Origin of the sequence: Pusillimonas noertemannii (genome assembly GCF_003096595.1) — a bacterium.
Lineage (GTDB): Bacteria > Pseudomonadota > Gammaproteobacteria > Burkholderiales > Burkholderiaceae_B > Pusillimonas > Pusillimonas noertemannii.
Window position 1 is genome coordinate 511,076 of sequence record NZ_QEKO01000002.1, and the last position, 17,059, is coordinate 528,134.

General features: G+C 65.3%; 13 protein-coding genes. 3 read left to right on the plus strand and 10 right to left on the minus strand.

Going from position 1 to position 17,059, the window contains the following annotated elements; genetic code table 11:
• Positions 1 to 24: 24 nt before the first annotated feature.
• Entirely contained in the window at positions 25 to 990 is a 966-nt protein-coding gene (locus C7440_RS09545; protein ID WP_026067646.1) for a polyprenyl synthetase family protein, read from the minus strand.
• Positions 991 to 1,160: 170 nt separating this feature from the next.
• Here C7440_RS09545 and C7440_RS09550 point away from each other — a divergent pair, with 170 nt between their 5' ends.
• Both C7440_RS09550 and C7440_RS09555 read left to right on the plus strand, forming a co-directional pair.
• Positions 1,161 to 2,027 carry an ATP-binding protein gene (locus C7440_RS09550; protein WP_017522994.1) on the plus strand — a complete coding sequence of 289 codons (867 nt, stop codon included), beginning with the start codon at positions 1,161 to 1,163 and terminating at the stop codon, positions 2,025 to 2,027.
• The gene (locus tag C7440_RS09555; RefSeq protein ID WP_017524849.1) at positions 2,020 to 3,090 is read left to right on the plus strand and encodes a thiamine phosphate synthase; all 1,071 of its coding nucleotides are present in this window, start codon (positions 2,020 to 2,022) and stop codon (positions 3,088 to 3,090) included. Before C7440_RS09550 ends, C7440_RS09555 begins: the two co-directional genes overlap by 8 nt.
• 106 nt (positions 3,091 to 3,196) lie before the next feature.
• Here C7440_RS09555 and C7440_RS09560 read toward each other — a convergent pair whose 3' ends face one another.
• From C7440_RS09560 to coaE, 6 genes are all read right to left on the minus strand, one after another.
• Positions 3,197 to 4,681 (minus strand): efflux transporter outer membrane subunit, encoded by a 1,485-nt coding sequence (locus tag C7440_RS09560; protein WP_116518355.1) that lies wholly within the window; start codon positions 4,679 to 4,681, stop codon positions 3,197 to 3,199.
• 123 nt (positions 4,682 to 4,804) lie between these two features.
• The gene (locus tag C7440_RS09565) at positions 4,805 to 7,924 is read right to left on the minus strand and encodes an efflux RND transporter permease subunit (RefSeq protein WP_116518356.1); all 3,120 of its coding nucleotides are present in this window, start codon (positions 7,922 to 7,924) and stop codon (positions 4,805 to 4,807) included.
• The gene (locus C7440_RS09570; RefSeq protein ID WP_116518357.1) at positions 7,921 to 11,028 is read right to left on the minus strand and encodes a multidrug efflux RND transporter permease subunit; all 3,108 of its coding nucleotides are present in this window, start codon (positions 11,026 to 11,028) and stop codon (positions 7,921 to 7,923) included. Before C7440_RS09570 ends, C7440_RS09565 begins: the two co-directional genes overlap by 4 nt.
• A 27-nt stretch (positions 11,029 to 11,055) precedes the next feature.
• Entirely contained in the window at positions 11,056 to 12,318 is a 1,263-nt protein-coding gene (locus tag C7440_RS09575) for an MdtA/MuxA family multidrug efflux RND transporter periplasmic adaptor subunit (protein ID WP_040549168.1), read from the minus strand.
• Between the two features lie 141 nt (positions 12,319 to 12,459).
• Positions 12,460 to 13,212 carry a cell division protein ZapD gene (gene zapD / locus C7440_RS09580; protein WP_026068011.1) on the minus strand — a complete coding sequence of 251 codons (753 nt, stop codon included), beginning with the start codon at positions 13,210 to 13,212 and terminating at the stop codon, positions 12,460 to 12,462.
• A gap of 22 nt (positions 13,213 to 13,234) precedes the next feature.
• Positions 13,235 to 13,870: a dephospho-CoA kinase gene (coaE, locus tag C7440_RS09585; RefSeq protein WP_026068012.1), complete on the minus strand. Its 636-nt coding sequence runs from the start codon at positions 13,868 to 13,870 to the stop codon at positions 13,235 to 13,237.
• Between the two features lie 184 nt (positions 13,871 to 14,054).
• Between coaE and C7440_RS09590 the strand changes: the two genes are divergently transcribed.
• A complete protein-coding gene (locus C7440_RS09590; RefSeq protein ID WP_116518358.1) occupies positions 14,055 to 14,732 on the plus strand; it encodes a hypothetical protein in 678 nt (225 codons plus the stop codon).
• A gap of 128 nt (positions 14,733 to 14,860) precedes the next feature.
• On the opposite strand, the gene C7440_RS09595 is transcribed toward C7440_RS09590, so the two are convergent.
• The 3 genes from C7440_RS09595 to C7440_RS09605 form a co-directional block, all read right to left on the minus strand.
• Positions 14,861 to 15,091, minus strand: a complete 231-nt coding sequence (locus C7440_RS09595) for a response regulator transcription factor (RefSeq protein ID WP_017524857.1) — start codon at positions 15,089 to 15,091, stop codon at positions 14,861 to 14,863.
• Between the two features lie 203 nt (positions 15,092 to 15,294).
• Positions 15,295 to 16,149 (minus strand): pantoate--beta-alanine ligase, encoded by an 855-nt coding sequence (gene panC / locus C7440_RS09600; RefSeq protein ID WP_116518359.1) that lies wholly within the window; start codon positions 16,147 to 16,149, stop codon positions 15,295 to 15,297.
• 31 nt (positions 16,150 to 16,180) lie between these two features.
• A complete protein-coding gene (locus tag C7440_RS09605) occupies positions 16,181 to 17,059 on the minus strand; it encodes a segregation and condensation protein A (RefSeq protein WP_017524859.1) in 879 nt (292 codons plus the stop codon).

Sequence of the window (17,059 nt, forward strand, 5' to 3'; positions counted from 1 at the left end):
CAAGCCATGGGCCGGCCCTTCTTTTCAGCGGTCTCGTTCCACCGCGAAAGAACAGAATTTTAGCAAAGAATCGCGATGTACGGAAACGGGGAAGGCTTCGAGCGCCTGGCGCGCCACTTCGGCTTCGGCCGCGGCGATGGCACGAGTGTGCTCGAGCGCGTCGGTGTCATGAATGGCCTGCGCCACCGCTTCGAAGTCGCCGTCGCCGGCCTCGATGGCGCCGGCGATGAGCTGGCGCTGAGCCTGGGTGCCGACTTCCATCGCCCGGATCAGGGGCATGGTGGGCTTGCCTTCGCGCAGGTCGTCGCCCACGTTCTTGCCCAGCGAGCCGGCGTCGCCGCTGTAGTCGAGCACGTCGTCGACCAGCTGGAATGCGGTGCCGATGTGCCGGCCATAGGCGGCCGCGGCCTCTTCCTGACGTGCGTCTGCGCCTGCCACGATGGCGCCGACCTGGGCGGCGGCCTCGAACAGCTTGGCCGTTTTGTAGCGCACGACCTGCATGTAGCGCTCGATGGAAACGGCGGGGTCGTGCACGTTGAGCAACTGCAGCACCTCGCCCTCGGCGATGATGGTGGTGGCCTTGGACAGCACCTGCATGATGCGCATGGAGTCGGCTTCGACCATCATCTCGAACGAGCGCGAGTACAGGTAGTCGCCCACCAGCACGCTGGCGGCGTTGCCGAACACGGCGTTGGCCGTGCTGCGCCCGCGCCGCAGGTCGGATTCATCGACGACGTCGTCATGCAGCAGGGTAGAGGTGTGTATGAACTCGACCACGGCGGCCAGCAGGTGGTGCTGCGAGCCCTTGTAGCCCAGCGCGTTGGCGATCATCAGCAGCAGGGCCGGCCGCATGCGCTTGCCTCCGGCGCCGATGATGTAGTCGCCCACGGTGCGGATCAGGACGACGTCGGAGTTCAGGCGCGCCCGGATGACCGCATCGACGGCTTTCATGTCGTCAGAAATGGGCGCAAGCAAATCGGCTAGGTTCAAAGGGGAATCCGCAACAAAGAAGCCAAGGGGCACACTCGAGACCGCTGGGGGATGCCGGAACAACCTCGCGGGCCAGGCTAGATTATACGTGCTTGCACAAGGCCCTCTGCAGCCCCCCGGCCCGAAATTGGCGATAATGGCGGTTTGCCCGGAATTGCCTGGAGAAACGCTTGAGTGCCTTAGACCTGACCACGCTCGTGGAACGCGCGGAACGCGTTCTGGCCCAACTTGAAGCCTGGCTGCCGCCCGCCCCGCCCGAAACCGACTGGAGCGCCCATGCATACCGCTGGCGCAAGCGCGGCGCGCGCGGCTGGCTCGACGCCGTAAAGCAGGTTTCCCGCATCGAGGCCGGCGACCTGCAGCATATCGAGCGCCAGAAAGGCATCATCGACCGCAACACCCGCCAGTTCATAGAAGGCAAGCCGGCCAACAACGTGCTGATGACCGGCGCCCGGGGCACCGGCAAGAGTTCGCTCGTGAAGGCCATGCTGGCCACTTACGCCGACCAGGGCCTGCGCCTGATCGAGGTCGACAAGTCCGACCTGGCCGACCTGGACGACATCGTGCATCTGCTGGGCACCCGTCCCGAGCGCTTCATCATTTTCTGCGACGACCTGTCCTTCGAAGAAGGCGAACCCGGCTACAAGGCGCTGAAATCGGTGCTCGACGGCTCCATCAGTGCCTCGGGCGACAACGTGCTGATCTACGCCACCTCGAATCGCCGCCATCTCATGCCGGAATACCTCAGCGAAAACCTCAGCGCGCAGCACCAGCCCGACGGCGAGATCCATCCGGGCGAAACCGTCGAGGAAAAAATCTCGCTGTCCGAACGCTTCGGCCTGTGGCTCTCGTTCTATCCCTTCAAGCAGGACGACTACCTGGACATCGTGAATTACTGGCTGGGCGTGCATGGCTGCTCGCCCGAGAACATCGCGGAATCCCGCATCGAAGCGCTGCAATGGGCTCTTGAACGCGGCTCGCGCTCGGGCCGTGTGGCACGCCAGTTTGCCCGCGACTGGGCGGCCCGCCATGTCTAAACCCTTCATCGACGTTGCGGCGGGCCTCATCCTGCGCCCCAACGGCGAACTGCTGCTGGCCGAGCGCCCGGGCGACAAGCCCTGGTCGGGCTGGTGGGAGCTGCCCGGCGGCAAGATCGAACCCGGCGAGACCGTGCTGCAGGCCCTGGCCCGCGAATTGAAGGAAGAGCTCGACATCGACGTGACCGAATCCGCGCGCTGGGTCACCCATGTGCACGAATACCCCAAGACCATCGTGCGCCTTTCCTTCTGCAAGGTCACGGGGTGGCAAGGCACGCCCGCCGGCATCGAGGGCCAATCCCTGGCCTGGGTTCGCACCGACGTGCCGCTCGACATCGGCCCCCTGCTGCCCGCCACCGAGCCGCCGCTGCGCTGGCTGCAACTGCCTGAACGCTATCTGCTGACCTCGATAGGCGGCAGCGAGGGTCTGGCGGGCTTCCTGGCCAAACTCGAAGCGGCCCTGGCCCGCGGCAAGATGCTGGTCCAGTTCCGCGAGCCCCAATGGGCCGCCCAGGCCGATGCCGCCGAAGTGCGTGCCGGCCTGGAAGCCGTTCTTCGGGTTTGCCGCAAGGCCGGCGCGCCTTGCCTGCTCAATAGCGCTCATCCTGAAGACTGGTGGGCCCTGGCCGACGGGGTGCATCTGCGCGCCCAGGATGCAGCCGAATTGGCCAGCGGCCAGCGCCAGGCCCCGGCCGGCACCCTGCCCGACTTACCCGACGAGCCGGCGCAGGCCAACGGCACCGACCCAAACAGCCGCGAATACGCCCTGACACGCCGCGACGCCCATCTGAAGCCGCGCCGCCTGCTGGGTGTGTCGGCCCACAATGCCGACGACCTGAAAACCGCCCGCAGCCTGGGCGCCGACTTTGCCGTGCTGGGGCACGTGCTCGATACGCCCTCGCATCCGGGCCAGGCCCCGCTGGGCTGGGAAGGCTTTGCCGGCCTGGCCTTCGAAGCGGGCTTGCCGGTGTACGCCATAGGGGGCCAGTCGGCGGCTACCCTGCCCGCAGCCAGGCAGCATGGCGCGCACGGTGTTGCGGGCATTCGGCATTTGCTCGCGTAAACCAGAACCAGGGCCATCCGGGCGATGCTTGGAACTCAGACCCAGGGCTCAAAAAGACCCCGATTCAGCGTCTCGAAGAACCTGAATCCAGCTTCAAAAACTGCGGCTATTCCACACTATCGTCGGGTCGCCGCTCGGCCTCCGGCACCTGCCAGCCCCCGCCCAGCGCCGTCATCAGCTGCACCGCCGCGATCTGGCGGCTCAGCCGCAGATCCAGGGCCGAGCGTTCGGCATTCAACACCGTGGCCTCCACCTGCACCACGCTCAGGTAGTCGATCATTCCCGCGTCGTACTGGTTCTGCGTCAGTTGCAGCGACTCGCGGGCCGAAGCCAGCGCCCTGCCCTGCGTCTCTTGCTCCTGCGCCAGTACGCGCAGCTGTATGAGATAATCCTCCACCTCTTGCAAGGCGGAAAGCACCGTAAGCCGGTAAGCCGCCACCTGCTCGTCATAGGCCGCGCGGGTCTCGTCCAGCCTCGCCTGCCGGGCGCCGCCGTCGAAAATGGTGAATGCCAGGGCCGGCCCCAGTGACCAGAAATGGAAGGGCGCGCTAAGCCATTCGGCCCACTGGCTGCCCCGGTAGCCCGCCTGGGCGCTGAGCGTCAGGTCGGGAAACCACGCCGCCTGGGCCACGCCGATCTGCGCATTGGCCTGGGCCGTGCGGCGTTCGGCCGCCGCAATGTCGGGACGCCGCTCGAGCAGCTGCGAGGGCAGGCCTGTGTCGGGCACCTTGGGCACCACGGCCACCAGCGACGGCGCTTCTTCAAGGCCGAACTGCGAAGGCGCACGCCCCAGCAACACCGCCAAGGCATGCTCCAGCTGGGCCCGCTGCCGGTCCAGCGCCAGCATCTGCGTGCGGGCGTTTTCAAGCTGGGTCCGGGCCGAGGCCACATCGGCCTGGGCCGCCACGCCGGCGGCGTAGCGGTTCTGCGTCATCTCGAGCGAACGCTCGTAGGCCTTGACGGTCTGGCGAAAGAGATCTTTCTCGGCGTCATAGGCGCGCAGCTGGAAATAGGTCTGCGCCAGCGTCGACTGCATGCTCAGCCGGGTTGCCGCCAGGTCCGCCTCGCTGGCCTGCGCGCCCGCCTCGCTGGCTTCCACCGTGCGACGCACGCGACCCCACAGGTCGACTTCCCAGCTGACGTTGCCCGACAGGCTGTACTGATTACCCGTGCCCCCCGTAGAACCGCCGCCCGAGCTCGAGCTTCCCGAGCCGCCGCCCGAGCGGGTGGCCGAGGCGGAAGTGCCCAAGGTGGGGAAAAAGCCCGCGCCGGCCGAGCGCACCAGGGCCTGGGCCTGCCTGTTGCGCGCCTCGGCCTGGACAATCGTAAGGTTGACGTCCAGCATCTCGCGCATGAGCTCGTCGAGCCGCGGGTCCTGGAAACTGCGCCACCAGTCGGGCCTCGGCGCCGCGTCGCTGGGACGGGCCGGGGTCCAGCCTTCGGTTTCCTTGTAGTGGTCGCCCACCTGCACGACCGGCAGGGTGTAGTCGGGGCCCACAGCGCAGCCCGCCAGGGCCGCGCAGACGGCCAGCGCGACGGCCCGCAGGCCCTGGCGATACTGATCCGGCAAACTCAAACCGATTCCGTTCATGTTTCTCTCTTTCTTCCTGGCCGCGCGGCGCAGACGGCCCTATGCTCTCTTTCATGCTTGCCGTGCCCCTGGCGGCGCTCCGCCTGCCGCCGGGGCGCCCTGGCTTCAGGCATCGTCACGGCCTCACTCATCGGACCCGGCCGCCAGTGGTTCCCGCGCCCCGCGCGGACGCCTCCAGCGGGCCGCCCACAAGCGCAGGCGATCCAGGTACAAATAGACCACCGGGGTGGTGTAAAGGGTAAGCACTTGGCTCAGGATGAGGCCGCCCGCGATGGTAATGCCCAGCGGCTGGCGGATCTCGACACCCGTGCCGGTGGCGAATATCAGCGGCAGCGCCCCGAACAGGGCCGATACGGTCGTCATCATGATGGGGCGGAAGCGAACCAGGCAGGCCTCGAAGATGGCGTCCCGCGTGGACAGCTTGCGCTGGCGCTCGGCCTGAAGGGCGAAATCCACCATCATGATGGCGTTCTTCTTGACGATGCCGATCAGCAAAAAGACGCCGATCAGTGCGATGAGCGAAAACTCGTGCCCCAAAAGGCGCAAGGCCAGCAGCGCCCCGATGCCCGCCGAAGGCAGGGTCGAAAGAATGGTGATGGGGTGCACATAGCTTTCATACAGCATGCCCAGCACGATATACATGGTAAGCAGCGCGGCGAGAATCAGCCAGGGCTGCTGCTGCACCGCTTTCTGCAGGTCTTGCGCATCACCCACGAAGCCCGCCTGGATCTGGTCGCTGGGCAGGCCGATGCGGGCCACCGCCCGCTCGATGGCGGCGGAAGCCTCTTCCAGGGTCACGCCCGGCGCCAGGTCGAACGAGGTGTTTTCGGCGGCGAGCAGGCCCTCGTGCCTGACACTCGTCGGCGCATTGCCCGACTCGAACCGGGCGAACGAAGCCAGGGGCACGCGATTGCCCTCTGCCGTAATGACCTGCACCTGCTTCAACGACTCGATGTCGCGGGCGTAGCGCGGGTCGACGGCCATGACCACATGGTATTGGTTCAAGGGCCCATAGATGACCGACACCTGGCGCTGGCTGAAGGCGTTGTTCAGGGTGGAGGCGACCAGCGACATGTCCACGCCCAGGCGGGTGGCCGCATCGCGGTCGATCACCAGTTCGACCCGCTGGGCCCTGTCTTCAATACCGTCTTCCACGTCGACGAGCTCGGGCAGCGCGGACATGGCCGCGCGCAGTTTGGTAACCCAGGTTTGCAGCAGGGACAGGTCGCTGGCCATCAGCGTGTAGTCGTACGAGCTGAAGCCCCTGCGCCCCCCTCCGCGCAAGTCCTGCTCGGGAATCAGCGTCAGTCGCGCGCCTGGCTCGCTGCTGAACCGGGGGCGCAGGCGGTTGACGACCTCGACGGCGCTGGCGTTGCGCTCGTCAAGCGGCTTGAGCTGGATCATCATGAAGCTCGAGGTGCTGCCGCCGCGCCCCCCCATGAAGACCGTGGCGCTGTCGACGGCGGGATCCTCCATGAGTATGCGGCGGAACTTCTCGAGCTTGGGCCGGGCGGCCTGGAAGGAGGTTCCCTGGTCCACCCTGAAGAAGCCCATGAGCTGCCCCGTGTCCTGCTGCGGAAAAAAGCTTTTGGGCACGACCGAATACAGGTAGACGTTCAGCCCTATGGTGGCGAACAGCAGCAATATCATCAGGCGGCTGTGGCGCAGCGCCCATTCGAGCGAACTGCGATACCCGCGCCACAGGAGATCGCCCACGCTCTGCAAGAGCCGGCCCACTGCGCCGGGCTGCCGCTTGACCTGGGCGCCGGGCTTGAGCAGGCGCGAGCACATCATGGGGGTAAGGATCAGCGACAGCAGCAGGGAGACCATGATGGCCGCCGTGAGCGTGACGGCAAACTCGCGAAACAGCCGCCCCAGCATGTCGCCCATCAGCAGGATGGGAATGAAGACCGCCACCAGCGACACGCTCATGGCCATCACGGTAAAGCCCACTTCACGCACCCCGCGCACTGCCGCGCGAAAGGGCGACATGCCGCGCTCGATGTGCCGCGAAATGTTCTCGAGCACGACGATGGCGTCGTCGACTACGAAGCCGGTGGCCACGATCAGGGCCATGAGCGAGATCGTGTTCAGGCTGAAGCCGAACCACCACATCAAGCCAAAGGTGGTAATGAGCGAAGCCGGCACGACAATGCTGGGGATGAGCGCCGCACGCAGATTGCGCAGGAACAGCAACACCACCATCACCACCAGGATCACGGCAATGATCAGGGTGATCTCGGCCTCGTGCAGCGAGGCGCGTATGCTGGGCGTGCGATCCTGGGCCACGGTCAGCTGCACGTGGGCCGGCGCCATGGCCTGGAACATCGGCAGCTGCGCGCGTATGGCGTCCACCGTCTCGATGATGTTCGCGTCGGGCTGGCGGCGGATGATCAGCAGGACCGCCTGCTTGTCGTTGAAGTAGCCGACGTTGTAGATTTCTTCGAGCCCGTCTTCGACGGTTGCGACATCCCTCAGCCGTATCGGCGCCCCGTCGCGCCAGGCCACGATAAGCGGCGCGTACTGCTCGGCGCGGGTCATCTGCGGGCTGGACAATATCTGCCAATGATGGCGGTCGTTCTCGACGATGCCGTTGGGCCGCAGGGTGTTCGCATTGGACAGCGCCATGCGGATCTCGTCCAGCGAGACGCCCGCGCTGACCAGCGCCTGCGGGTTCAGGCTGACGCGCACGGCCGGCAAAGAGCTTCCGCCCACGGTCACCTCGCCCACGCCGGTTACCTGCGCCAGCTTCTGCGCAATGACCGTGGAGGCCAGGTCGTACAGCTGGCCCTGGGTGGCAACGTCGGAAGTCAGCGCCAGCACCATGATGGGCGCGGACGAGGGGTTCACCTTGTTGTAGGTGGGGTTGTTGCGCAGGCCCGAGGGCAGCATGCTGCGCGCCTCGTTGATGGCCGCCTGCACGTCGCGGGCCGCGCTGTTGATGTCCCGGTCCATGTCGAACATCAGCGTGATGTTGGTCGAGCCCTCTGAACTGCGCGACGACATTTCCTTCAGGCCCGCGATGGAGCCCAATGCCTGCTCGAGCGGCATGGCGACGCTGGACGCCATGGTCTCGGGGCTTGCCCCCGCCATGCGCGCATTGACCGAGATCATGGGGAAATCGATCTCGGGCAACGGCGCCACCGGCAGCAGCCTGTAGGCCAGCACGCCCGTCAGCACCAGCGCGATGGACAACAGCGTGGTCGCCACCGGCCGCATGATGAACAGGGTCAGCCATTTCATGGCAGCGCCTCACCGGCATTACTACGCCGCGCCCACCTTGCCTTGTAACGGCGCGACATCCGGTCGAACATCAGGTAGATGACGGGCGTGGTGAACAAGGTGAGCAGCTGGCTGCAGATCAATCCGCCCACCATGACCAGGCCCAGCGGCTGGCGCAGTTCGGAACCCGCGCCCGTGGACAGCATGAGTGGAATCGCGCTGAACAGGGCCGCCAGGGTGGTCATCAAAATGGGCCGGAAGCGCAGCAGGGCCGCTTCATGAATGGCGTCGCGCGGCGCCAGGCCGCGCTGGCGCTCGGCATCGAGCGCGAAGTCGATCATCATGATGGCGTTCTTCTTGACGATGCCTATCAGCAGGATGATGCCGATGATGCCTATCATGTCCAGCGCCTTGCCGGTCAGCAGCAGGGCCAGCAAGGCGCCTATGGCCGCCGACGGCAGCGTCGACAATATGGTGACCGGATGAATGTAGCTTTCGTACAGGATGCCCAGCACGATGTACATGGCCGCCACGGCCGCCAGCATCAGCCAGAGGGTGCTGGCCAGCGATGCCTCGAAGGCCCGCGCGGCACCCTGGAAGCGCATCTCTATCGTGGCGGGCATGTCGAGCTCGGCCTGTGCCCGCGTGATGGCGTCCACGGCGTCGGAAAGGGCCACGCCGGGCGCCAGGTTGAAGGAAAGCGTGGTGGCGGGAAACTGGCCCAGGCGCTCGATGGAAAGCAGCCCGGCCCGCTCGGTGGCCGTCACGATGCTGCTCAGGGGCGTGACCGCGCCCGACTCGGTGCGCACATAGATGTGGTTCAGCGCCTCGGGGCTGCGCCGGAACTGCTCGTCCACTTCGAGCACCACCCGGTACTGGGCCGATTGCGTGAATATCGTCGACACCAGGCGCTGGCCGAATGCATCGTAAAGCGCCTCGTCGACCGCCGCCATGGTGATGCCCAGCCGGGCGGCCGCATCGCGGTCTATCGCAAGCACCGTCTGCAGCCCCCCCGATTGCTGGTCGTTGGCGACGTCTTCCAGCTGCGGCAGCCGGCGCATGGCCTCTTCAAGCCGCGGCGCCCATTCCAGCAGCACCGCGCGGTCGGGGTCGGACAGCGACATCTGGTATTGCGTGCGGCTGACGCGGTCTTCGATGGTCAGGTCTTGCACGGGCTGCATGTACACCCGGATGTCGGGTATGCCGGCCAGTTGCTCGTTCAGGCGCCGTATGATGTCGGCCGCGTTCGAGCCGCGGTCTGAAAGCGGCTTGAGCGCGATCTGCATGCGGCCGGTATTGACGGTGGCGTTGGTGCCGTCGATGCCGATGAAGGACGAAACCGTATCGACGTCCGGGTCTTGCAAGATGACGTCGACCGCCTGCTTCTGGCGCTCGGCCATGGCGCTGAAGGAAACCGTGGCGGGTGCCTGGCTGATGGCCTGGACGAGGCCGGTGTCCTGCTGCGGAAAGAAGCCCTTGGGCACCAGGGCGTACAGCACGGCGGTAAGCAGCAGCGTGCCCACCGCCACCCACAGGGTAAGCCGCTGGTGGTTCAGCACCCAGCCAAGGCCCCGCTCGTAGGCGGCCACCAGGCGATCCATCTCGCGGCCCAGCCAGCGCTGGAAGCGCCCGTGCCGCTGTTCGGCCTCGGGACGCAGCAGCCGCGCGCACATCATGGGCGTGAGCGTAAGCGATATGCCCAGCGACAGAAGAATGGCCACCGCCAGGGTAATGGCGAACTCGCTGAACAGGCGGCCGATGACGTCGCTCATGAACAGCAGGGGAATCAGCACGGCGATCAGGGACAAAGTCAGCGAGACCAGCGTGAAGCCGATCTGGGCCGCGCCCTTCAGGGCCGCCTGCATGGCGCTCTCGCCCTCTTCGATGTGGCGGGCGATGTTCTCGATCATGACGATGGCGTCGTCCACCACGAAGCCGGTCGCGATCGTCAGCGCCATGAGGGTCAGGTTGTTCACGCTGAAACCCGTCAAGTACATGATGGCGAAGGTGCCCACCAGGGACAGCGGCACGACCACGCTGGGAATGAAGGTGGCGGTCCAGCTGCGCAGGAAGGCGAAGGTGACCATGACCACCAGCACGATGGCCAGCAGCATCTCGAACTGCACGTGGTTGATCGAATCGCGGATGGTCTGGGTGCGGTCGGTCGCAACCGAAACATCCACCCCTATGGGCAGGGCCTGCCGCAGCGAAGGCAGCAGCTCTTTCACCCGGTCGACCACCTCGATGACGTTGGCGCCGGGCTGGCGCTGGATGTTCAGCAGGATGGCGGGTTCATTACCCACCCAGGCGGCCTGGCGCGTGTTCTCGGCGCCCCGGCTGGCCACCGCGACGTCGCGCAGGCGCAGCGCCGCCCCCTCGTTGTAGGCGAGGATGAGGTTTTCGTAGTCCTGGATGGAGCTCAGCTGGTCGTTGGTGTTGATGGTGGTCGACCGCTGGGGACCGTCGAGATTTCCCTTGGGCTGGTTGACGTTGGCCGACGTGATGGCATTGCGCAGGTCGGACAGGGCCAGGCCCCGCGCGGCCAGGGCCTGCGGATCGGCCTGGATGCGCACCGCCGGCCGTTGTCCCCCGGCTATGCTGACCAGGCCGACGCCCGTGATCTGCGAAAGCTTTTGTGCCACGCGGATGTCGATCAGGTCGCGCACTTCGTGCAGCGGCAGGGTGGGCGACGTGACGGCCAGGCTGATCACCGGCGTATCGGCCGGGTTCACCTTGTTGTATACCGGCGGCGCCGGCATGTCGTTGGGCAGCAGGCTGGAGGCTGCGTTGATGGCCGCCTGCACCTCTTGCTCGGCCACGTCCAGCGCCAGGTCCAGGTCGAACTGCAGCGTGATGGACGACAGGCCGCCCGAGCTGGTGGAGGTCATCTGGATCAGGCCCGGCATCTGCCCGAACTGCCGCTCGAGCGGCGAAGTGACCAATGCAGCCATGACGTCGGGGCTGGCGCCCGGATATTCGGTGCTGACCTGTATGGTGGGGTAGTCGACCTCGGGCAGCGCCGACACCGGCAGCATGCGGTAGGCCAGCAGGCCGGCGATAAGCAGGGCCACCATGGAAAGCGTGGTGGCTACGGGCCGAAGAATGAAAAGACGCGATAGATTCATGGCGCGAACAGAGGTCTGCCAATATTGCTAGTGCGGCGAGCGCACGCCGCTGCCGCGACGTCCGCCCGGCACGGCGGCGGGCCGCGCCGCCTGCTCTTCGCCGGTCACGATTTCAACCTTGGCGCCCTCGCGCAGCCGGTCGACGCCCTCGGTGACGACCCGCACGCCCGCTTCGAGGCCGCTTTCAACCGCCACTCTGTCGCCGTCGACCGTGCCCGTCGCGATGCGCTGGATGCGCACCGTATCGTCCTCGGCCAGGGCATAGACAAAGGCGCCCTGGGAGCCCTGCTGCACAGCCGCGGCCGGAATCACGATGGCGGGCAGCCCGGTGCGCACCTTGACGCGCACATTGACAAACTGATTGGGGAACAGCGTTTCGTCCTGGTTGGGGAAACGCGCCTTGAGCTTGAGGGTTCCGGTGGCGATATCGATCTGGTTGTCGACCGACTCGAGCTCGCCCGTGGCCAGCTTGCGCGTATCGCCGCTGTCGTAGACGTCGACCTCGAGCTTGATGCCCTGCCTGAACTGCTCGAGCACTTCGGGAACCCGGGCCTGCGGCAGGGTAAACACCACCGAGATGGGCTGGGTCTGCGTCAGGACCACCAGGCCGTCGGTGCCTGACGATGAAATGAGATTGCCCTGGTCGATCTGGCGCAGCCCCAGCCGGCCGTCGATGGGAGCGGTGATTTCGGTAAAGCCGAGCTGCAGCCTGGCGTCGTCCACCGCCGCCTGGTCGCTTTTTTTCGAACCCAGGTATTGCTGCACCAGCGCGGCCTGGGCGTCGACCTGCTGCTTGGCGATGGAATTCTGCTTGAACAGCAATTGATAGCGCTGCAGGTCGCGCTGCGCGTTCTCGAGCTGGGCCTGGTTCTGCTTCTGCTGCCCCAGCGCCTGGTCGAGCTGCACTTGGTAGGGCCGGGGGTCGATGCGGGCCAGCAGGTCGCCTTGCTTGACCTTCTGGCCTTCTTCGAAAAAGATCTCTTGCAGCTCGCCGTCGACCCGGCTGCGCACCGTGACAGTGTTGTAGGCCGTAACCGTGCCGATGGCCCGGTAGACGATGTCGATCTTGCTGTCCTGGCTGGGCGCCACTCGCACGGGTACGGCGGCCCCCATGCCGCCGGGCATGAAGGGGTTGCCCGGCCCGGCGGGTCCGGTCGGTCCTGACTGCCCGGGCTGCCCGCCGCTGCCAAAGTACCAGTATGCCGCGGCGGCCACCAATACTATGCATAGCATCCACCACCAAGGGCGGGCGATGCGGCGCCTGCCCGTCCCGGGACGCGAATCCGACATGCAAGATCTCCAGTGGAAAAATTAAGCCGCTATTGTCGCCAATTCTGTCCCGGGCGCGAACAAAAAACAGCCAATTGAAATCGACCGCAACAACTTCCACCGGCGGGCGAGGAGAGGCCTTGCAATGGCGGCGACGCGCCTTTACAAGTTGCAGCGCGCCAGCTGGAAGGGGATGTCGCGCGTTACCGGCTGCGGCTTGAGCTCGTTGTCCTGGGTAGAGAACCTGATCCAGATGACGTATTTGTTGGCGCTCATTTCGGGGAAGACGCCCAGCTCGGGATTGATCCAGGCACGCAGCAGCTGGTACGTTTTGCCGGTAAGCATTTCCTGGTAGGCGCCCTGGCGGGCCTCGAGCGACTCGATGTCGCTTGAATCGCGAAGCATGCGCAATATAAGGGCCAGGCCGCTGTACAGCGGCAGGAAGGGGCTGATCCACTCTCTGAGATCTTGCACCCGGGTTTCCTGGGGCTTGATCTGCCAGGCGTAGTACGAGGGTATGTCGGCGGGCGAAGAGCCGCCCGGCACCGCCAGCCGGCCACGCAGGCTGGCCAGCCATTCGTTGTCGCGCAGGCCCTGGCCGATGCGCCCTTGCGCCCCAAGCGCCGTGGCCGCGTCCTGGATCTGGGCCAGCATGGCGTCGAGGGCCGCGGCATCGACGCCGGGGTGCTGGCGCAAGCCGCCAAGCGAGACACGCTGGCGCTCGAGGTCTTGCAGCACAGAGCCGCGCAGGTCGCTGCGCTCGGAAACCTCGAGCAGGTCGAACAGGGTATCGAGAGCTATCTGGTGATGATGGACGTCGGGACCGTTGGCAAAGAAAAACAGCCTGCCGAACAAATGCTCGACCCGGAGCAGAGCCCTAACGCGTTCGTTGCAAGGATATTCATAAAGAATCACGCGACCAGTAACCTTTTGGTGGTTAGTACACTTTGTCGTTCCCGGTGGAGTCTTGCCGGGCTGCCAGTTTGCACCAGCCATCGTGCAGCGCACGCGAGCGGGCCTCGAGTTCGTGAAGGGTGGTGGCGCCGTCGTTGAGCACGATGTCGTCCGCGGCGGCCAGACGGGCCTCGCGGCTGACCTGCACCGACATAATACGCTCAATAGCCTCTTGAGTCAGCCCGCTGCGCGCCCGCACCCGGGCTATCTGGGTGGCGGGGTCGCAGTCGACGACACAGATGCGGTCGACCTTGTCGCGCCAGCGGCCCGACTCGATGAGCAGGGGAACGACAAATACAAGATAGCAGCCCCGGGCCTGCTCTGCCTGCTCGCGTGTAACCTCGCCTATCATTGGGTGAAGAATGGCTTCAAGGCGCAGGCGCGCGCCGGCGTCCTGAAACACGAGATCGCGCATGGCCTGCCTGTTCATGGAGCCGTCGGGCGCTATCGTGGCGTCGCCGAACTCGCCTCGTATGGCTTCTATGGCTCTTCCGCCAGGCGCCGTGAGGCTATGGGCGATGGCATCGGTGTCGACCACCGACGCCCCCCACGACTGGAAGTAATCAGCCACACGGGACTTGCCCGAACCTATGCCACCAGTCAATCCTATCTTCAACATGGGCTAAAACCCCGCGGTCCAAAACTAGGAATGTACCGCAGCCCATGGCCCTGGAGCACGCATAATGCAGCTGAAAACAGATGCGCAGCACGAAGCCGGCCTGTTAACATAGCGGCGAGAATTGAAAGCGGCCCAAAAGCAAAGCCGTGCCCTTTTCGCCCACAACTAAAAAGCAGAGCTCGTCATGACCGTCACACCGTTCAAACGCGTTTCGTTCAAGCCACGCGCCAGCCTGGCCGCCGTGGCCGCCACGCTGATGGCCCTGGCGGGCTGCGCGCAGCAGCAGCAAATCAATCAGCCCCGGTCGCAGCCGGCCTCGCTGTCCGACGCCCAGGCACAAGCGCGGGGCAACCGCGCACCCAGCACAGCGGCATCGCAGGTTCAACTGGGTTTTGGCCAGAACGCCCCAAGGCAAAATGCCCAAGATCCGGCCACCCAGTCTGAACAGGCCGACAAGGCGGCCATTGCCGCCCAGGCCCGGCCCGTGCGCGAAGCCAAGACTTTTCTGGGCACCCTGCCCTGCCTGATGGGCGGCGCCTGCGACGCCAGCCGGGTCACGCTTACGCTGGCCCCCAATGGCCAATGGAGGGCGCGCTCGCAACCGCTTACAAACGGCGGCGCCGCCTCGACCTCGGCTCAGCAAGGCTGCTGGGACGTTATCGGGGTAGAGCCCTGGCGCATTCGCCTGCGCCTCTCGGGCAGCGAATCGTCAACCGCCAGCCTGACCTTTGTCAATGACAACATGCTGCGCGTGAATTCGGTCAACGACCACCAGCCCGTGCTCGACTACCATCTTACCCGCCAGGCCGACATCGACGGCATTGTGGAACTGAACAGCGCCAAGGCCCCGGCCTGCGAATAAGCCCGCGAATAACCGAGACCCCGGCCCGTCAATAAGCTTGCGATATAACCAAGGCCCCGCCCGCGAGGAATCATCGCGCCGCGCATAATCGCGTCAAACGCCCGCCCATGCGGGGGCGGCGTTTGACGCTAACCGCGAAACTGGGGCAGCGACATCACCCGCCGGGCCAGCTCTACGGCATTGCGCACCTGCAGCTTCTGGAAGCAGCGTGCCCGGTGCGCCTCGATAGTGCGTTGCGACACGCCCAGTTCGGCGGCAATGATCTTGTTGGGCGCCCCCATGGCGACAAAGTGCATGACATCGCGCTCGCGCGGTGTCAGCGTGGAAATCAGTGCATCAATTGGCCGGTTGTTTGGCATGACTCCCCTCGTTTTGTTTTGTTAAAAGCTGAAGGAATTTTGTCATGTCATGTAATAAGTTGTCGCCTGTCATTTCTGACAGACGACTCTTGTGCGCATCTCCCGTCTATAAGCCTCTAATTTCGGCTTAATCACCCCAAAAGATGCAAATAGACAGGCCTTCGCAAGGCCAGGCAGGTGCTCGGGCTGCGCAAAGCGCGATGCTATTCACCGTAGCGCATTTCGAGGTTGTCGATCAGCCGGGTGGCGCCCAGCTTGGCCGCCGCCAGGGTGACCAGCGGTTCGCCGGCCCGGATTTCTTCTGCAGTGGGTATGCCCAGGTCGCGTTGGCGGCGCAGTGAAACATAGTCTACCTGCCAGCCGCGGCCCGACAGGTCGGCCAGCGCTTCGCCCTCGAGCTGCTCGCGGTCGGCACAGCCCTGCTTCAACTGGTCCTGGATGCGCTGCAAGAGGGCATACAGGCGCGGCGCCTCGGCCCGCTCGGCCTCCGAAAGATAGACATTGCGCGAGGACAGCGCCAGCCCATCGTGGTCGCGCACGGTTTCGTGGGCCAGGATGTTGACCGGAAGCTGGAACTGCCGGCACATGCTGCGTACCACCATCAGTTGCTGGTAGTCCTTCTTGCCGAACACGGCCACGCGCGGCTGCACACAAGAGAACAGCTTGAGCACCACCGTACCCACGCCCATGAAGAAGCCGGGCCTGAACTCGCCCTCGAGAATGCCGCCAAGATCGCTGGGAGGCTGGATCTGGAAGCTTTGCGGCTCGGGATACATCTCGCTTTCGCGCGGTGCGAACAGCACATAGACATCGCGTTCGCGCTCGAGCTTCTCGATGTCCGACTCCAGGGTGCGCGGATAGCGGTCGAAGTCTTCGTTGGGGCCGAACTGCAGCCGGTTGACGAAGATGCTGGCCACCACGGGGCTGCCGTGCTGGCGCGCCAGCTTCATCAGCGCAAGGTGTCCCGCATGCAGGTTGCCCATCGTGGGCACGAACGAGACATGCAGTTGGCCGCGCAACTGGTCGCGCAACTCTTCGATGGTGTGTACGACTTTCAAGAAGATCTCCGTCGGGGACGCGCGCCTGGCCCTAGGCGGCCGCCGCCGTATATGACAAGCGCACGTAGATGGGCGCGTAGGGTTCGGCCTGGGTGATTTCAAGCAATGATTCGCGCGCCAGTTCGAGCATGGCCAGGAAGTGCACGACGATGACCGCCACGGCGTCGCCCTGCTGCACCCGTTCGGTGAACAGCTCGGAAAACTCCATGAAGCGCACGTCGGCCAGCCGGCGCAGGATCTGGCTCATGTGGTCGCGCACCGAGAGCTGCTCGCGCGTGATGCGGTGGTGGGCGTTGAGCCTGGCCCGCCTCATGATGTCGGCCCAGGCCTGCCGCAGGTCGTCGGCATCGACCTGAGGCAGCATGCGCTCGACGTGAAGGTCCATGAAGGCCCGGCTGCGCTGGAAGTCGCGCCCCAGCTGGGGCAGCTCGTTGAGCTTCTGGGCGGCCAGCTTCATCTGTTCGTATTCGAGCAGGCGCCTGACGAGCTCGGCCCGCGGGTCGTCGGGCTCTTCGCCGGTGTCGGCATGCTTGACCGGCAGCAGCATGCGCGACTTGATCTCGATGAGCAAGGCGGCCATCAGAAGGTATTCGCCCGCCAGCTCGAGGTTCTGGGTGCGTATCTGTTCGACGTAGGAAAGATACTGCTGCGTGACCTCGGCCATGGGAATGTCGAGCACGTTGAAATTCTGCTTGCGGATAAGGTACAGCAGCAGGTCGAGCGGCCCCTGGAAGGTTTCCAGGAAGACCTCGAGCGCATCGGGCGGGATGTAGAGGTCTTGCGGCAGGGCGAACAGGGGTTCGCCGTACAGGCGTGCGAGCGCGACGCTGTCGACGACGTCGGGTGTGCTGTCGACCTTGGGGTCGACCAGCGCGTTCAGATCATCGGCCGAGACGGCGGACGCTGCCAT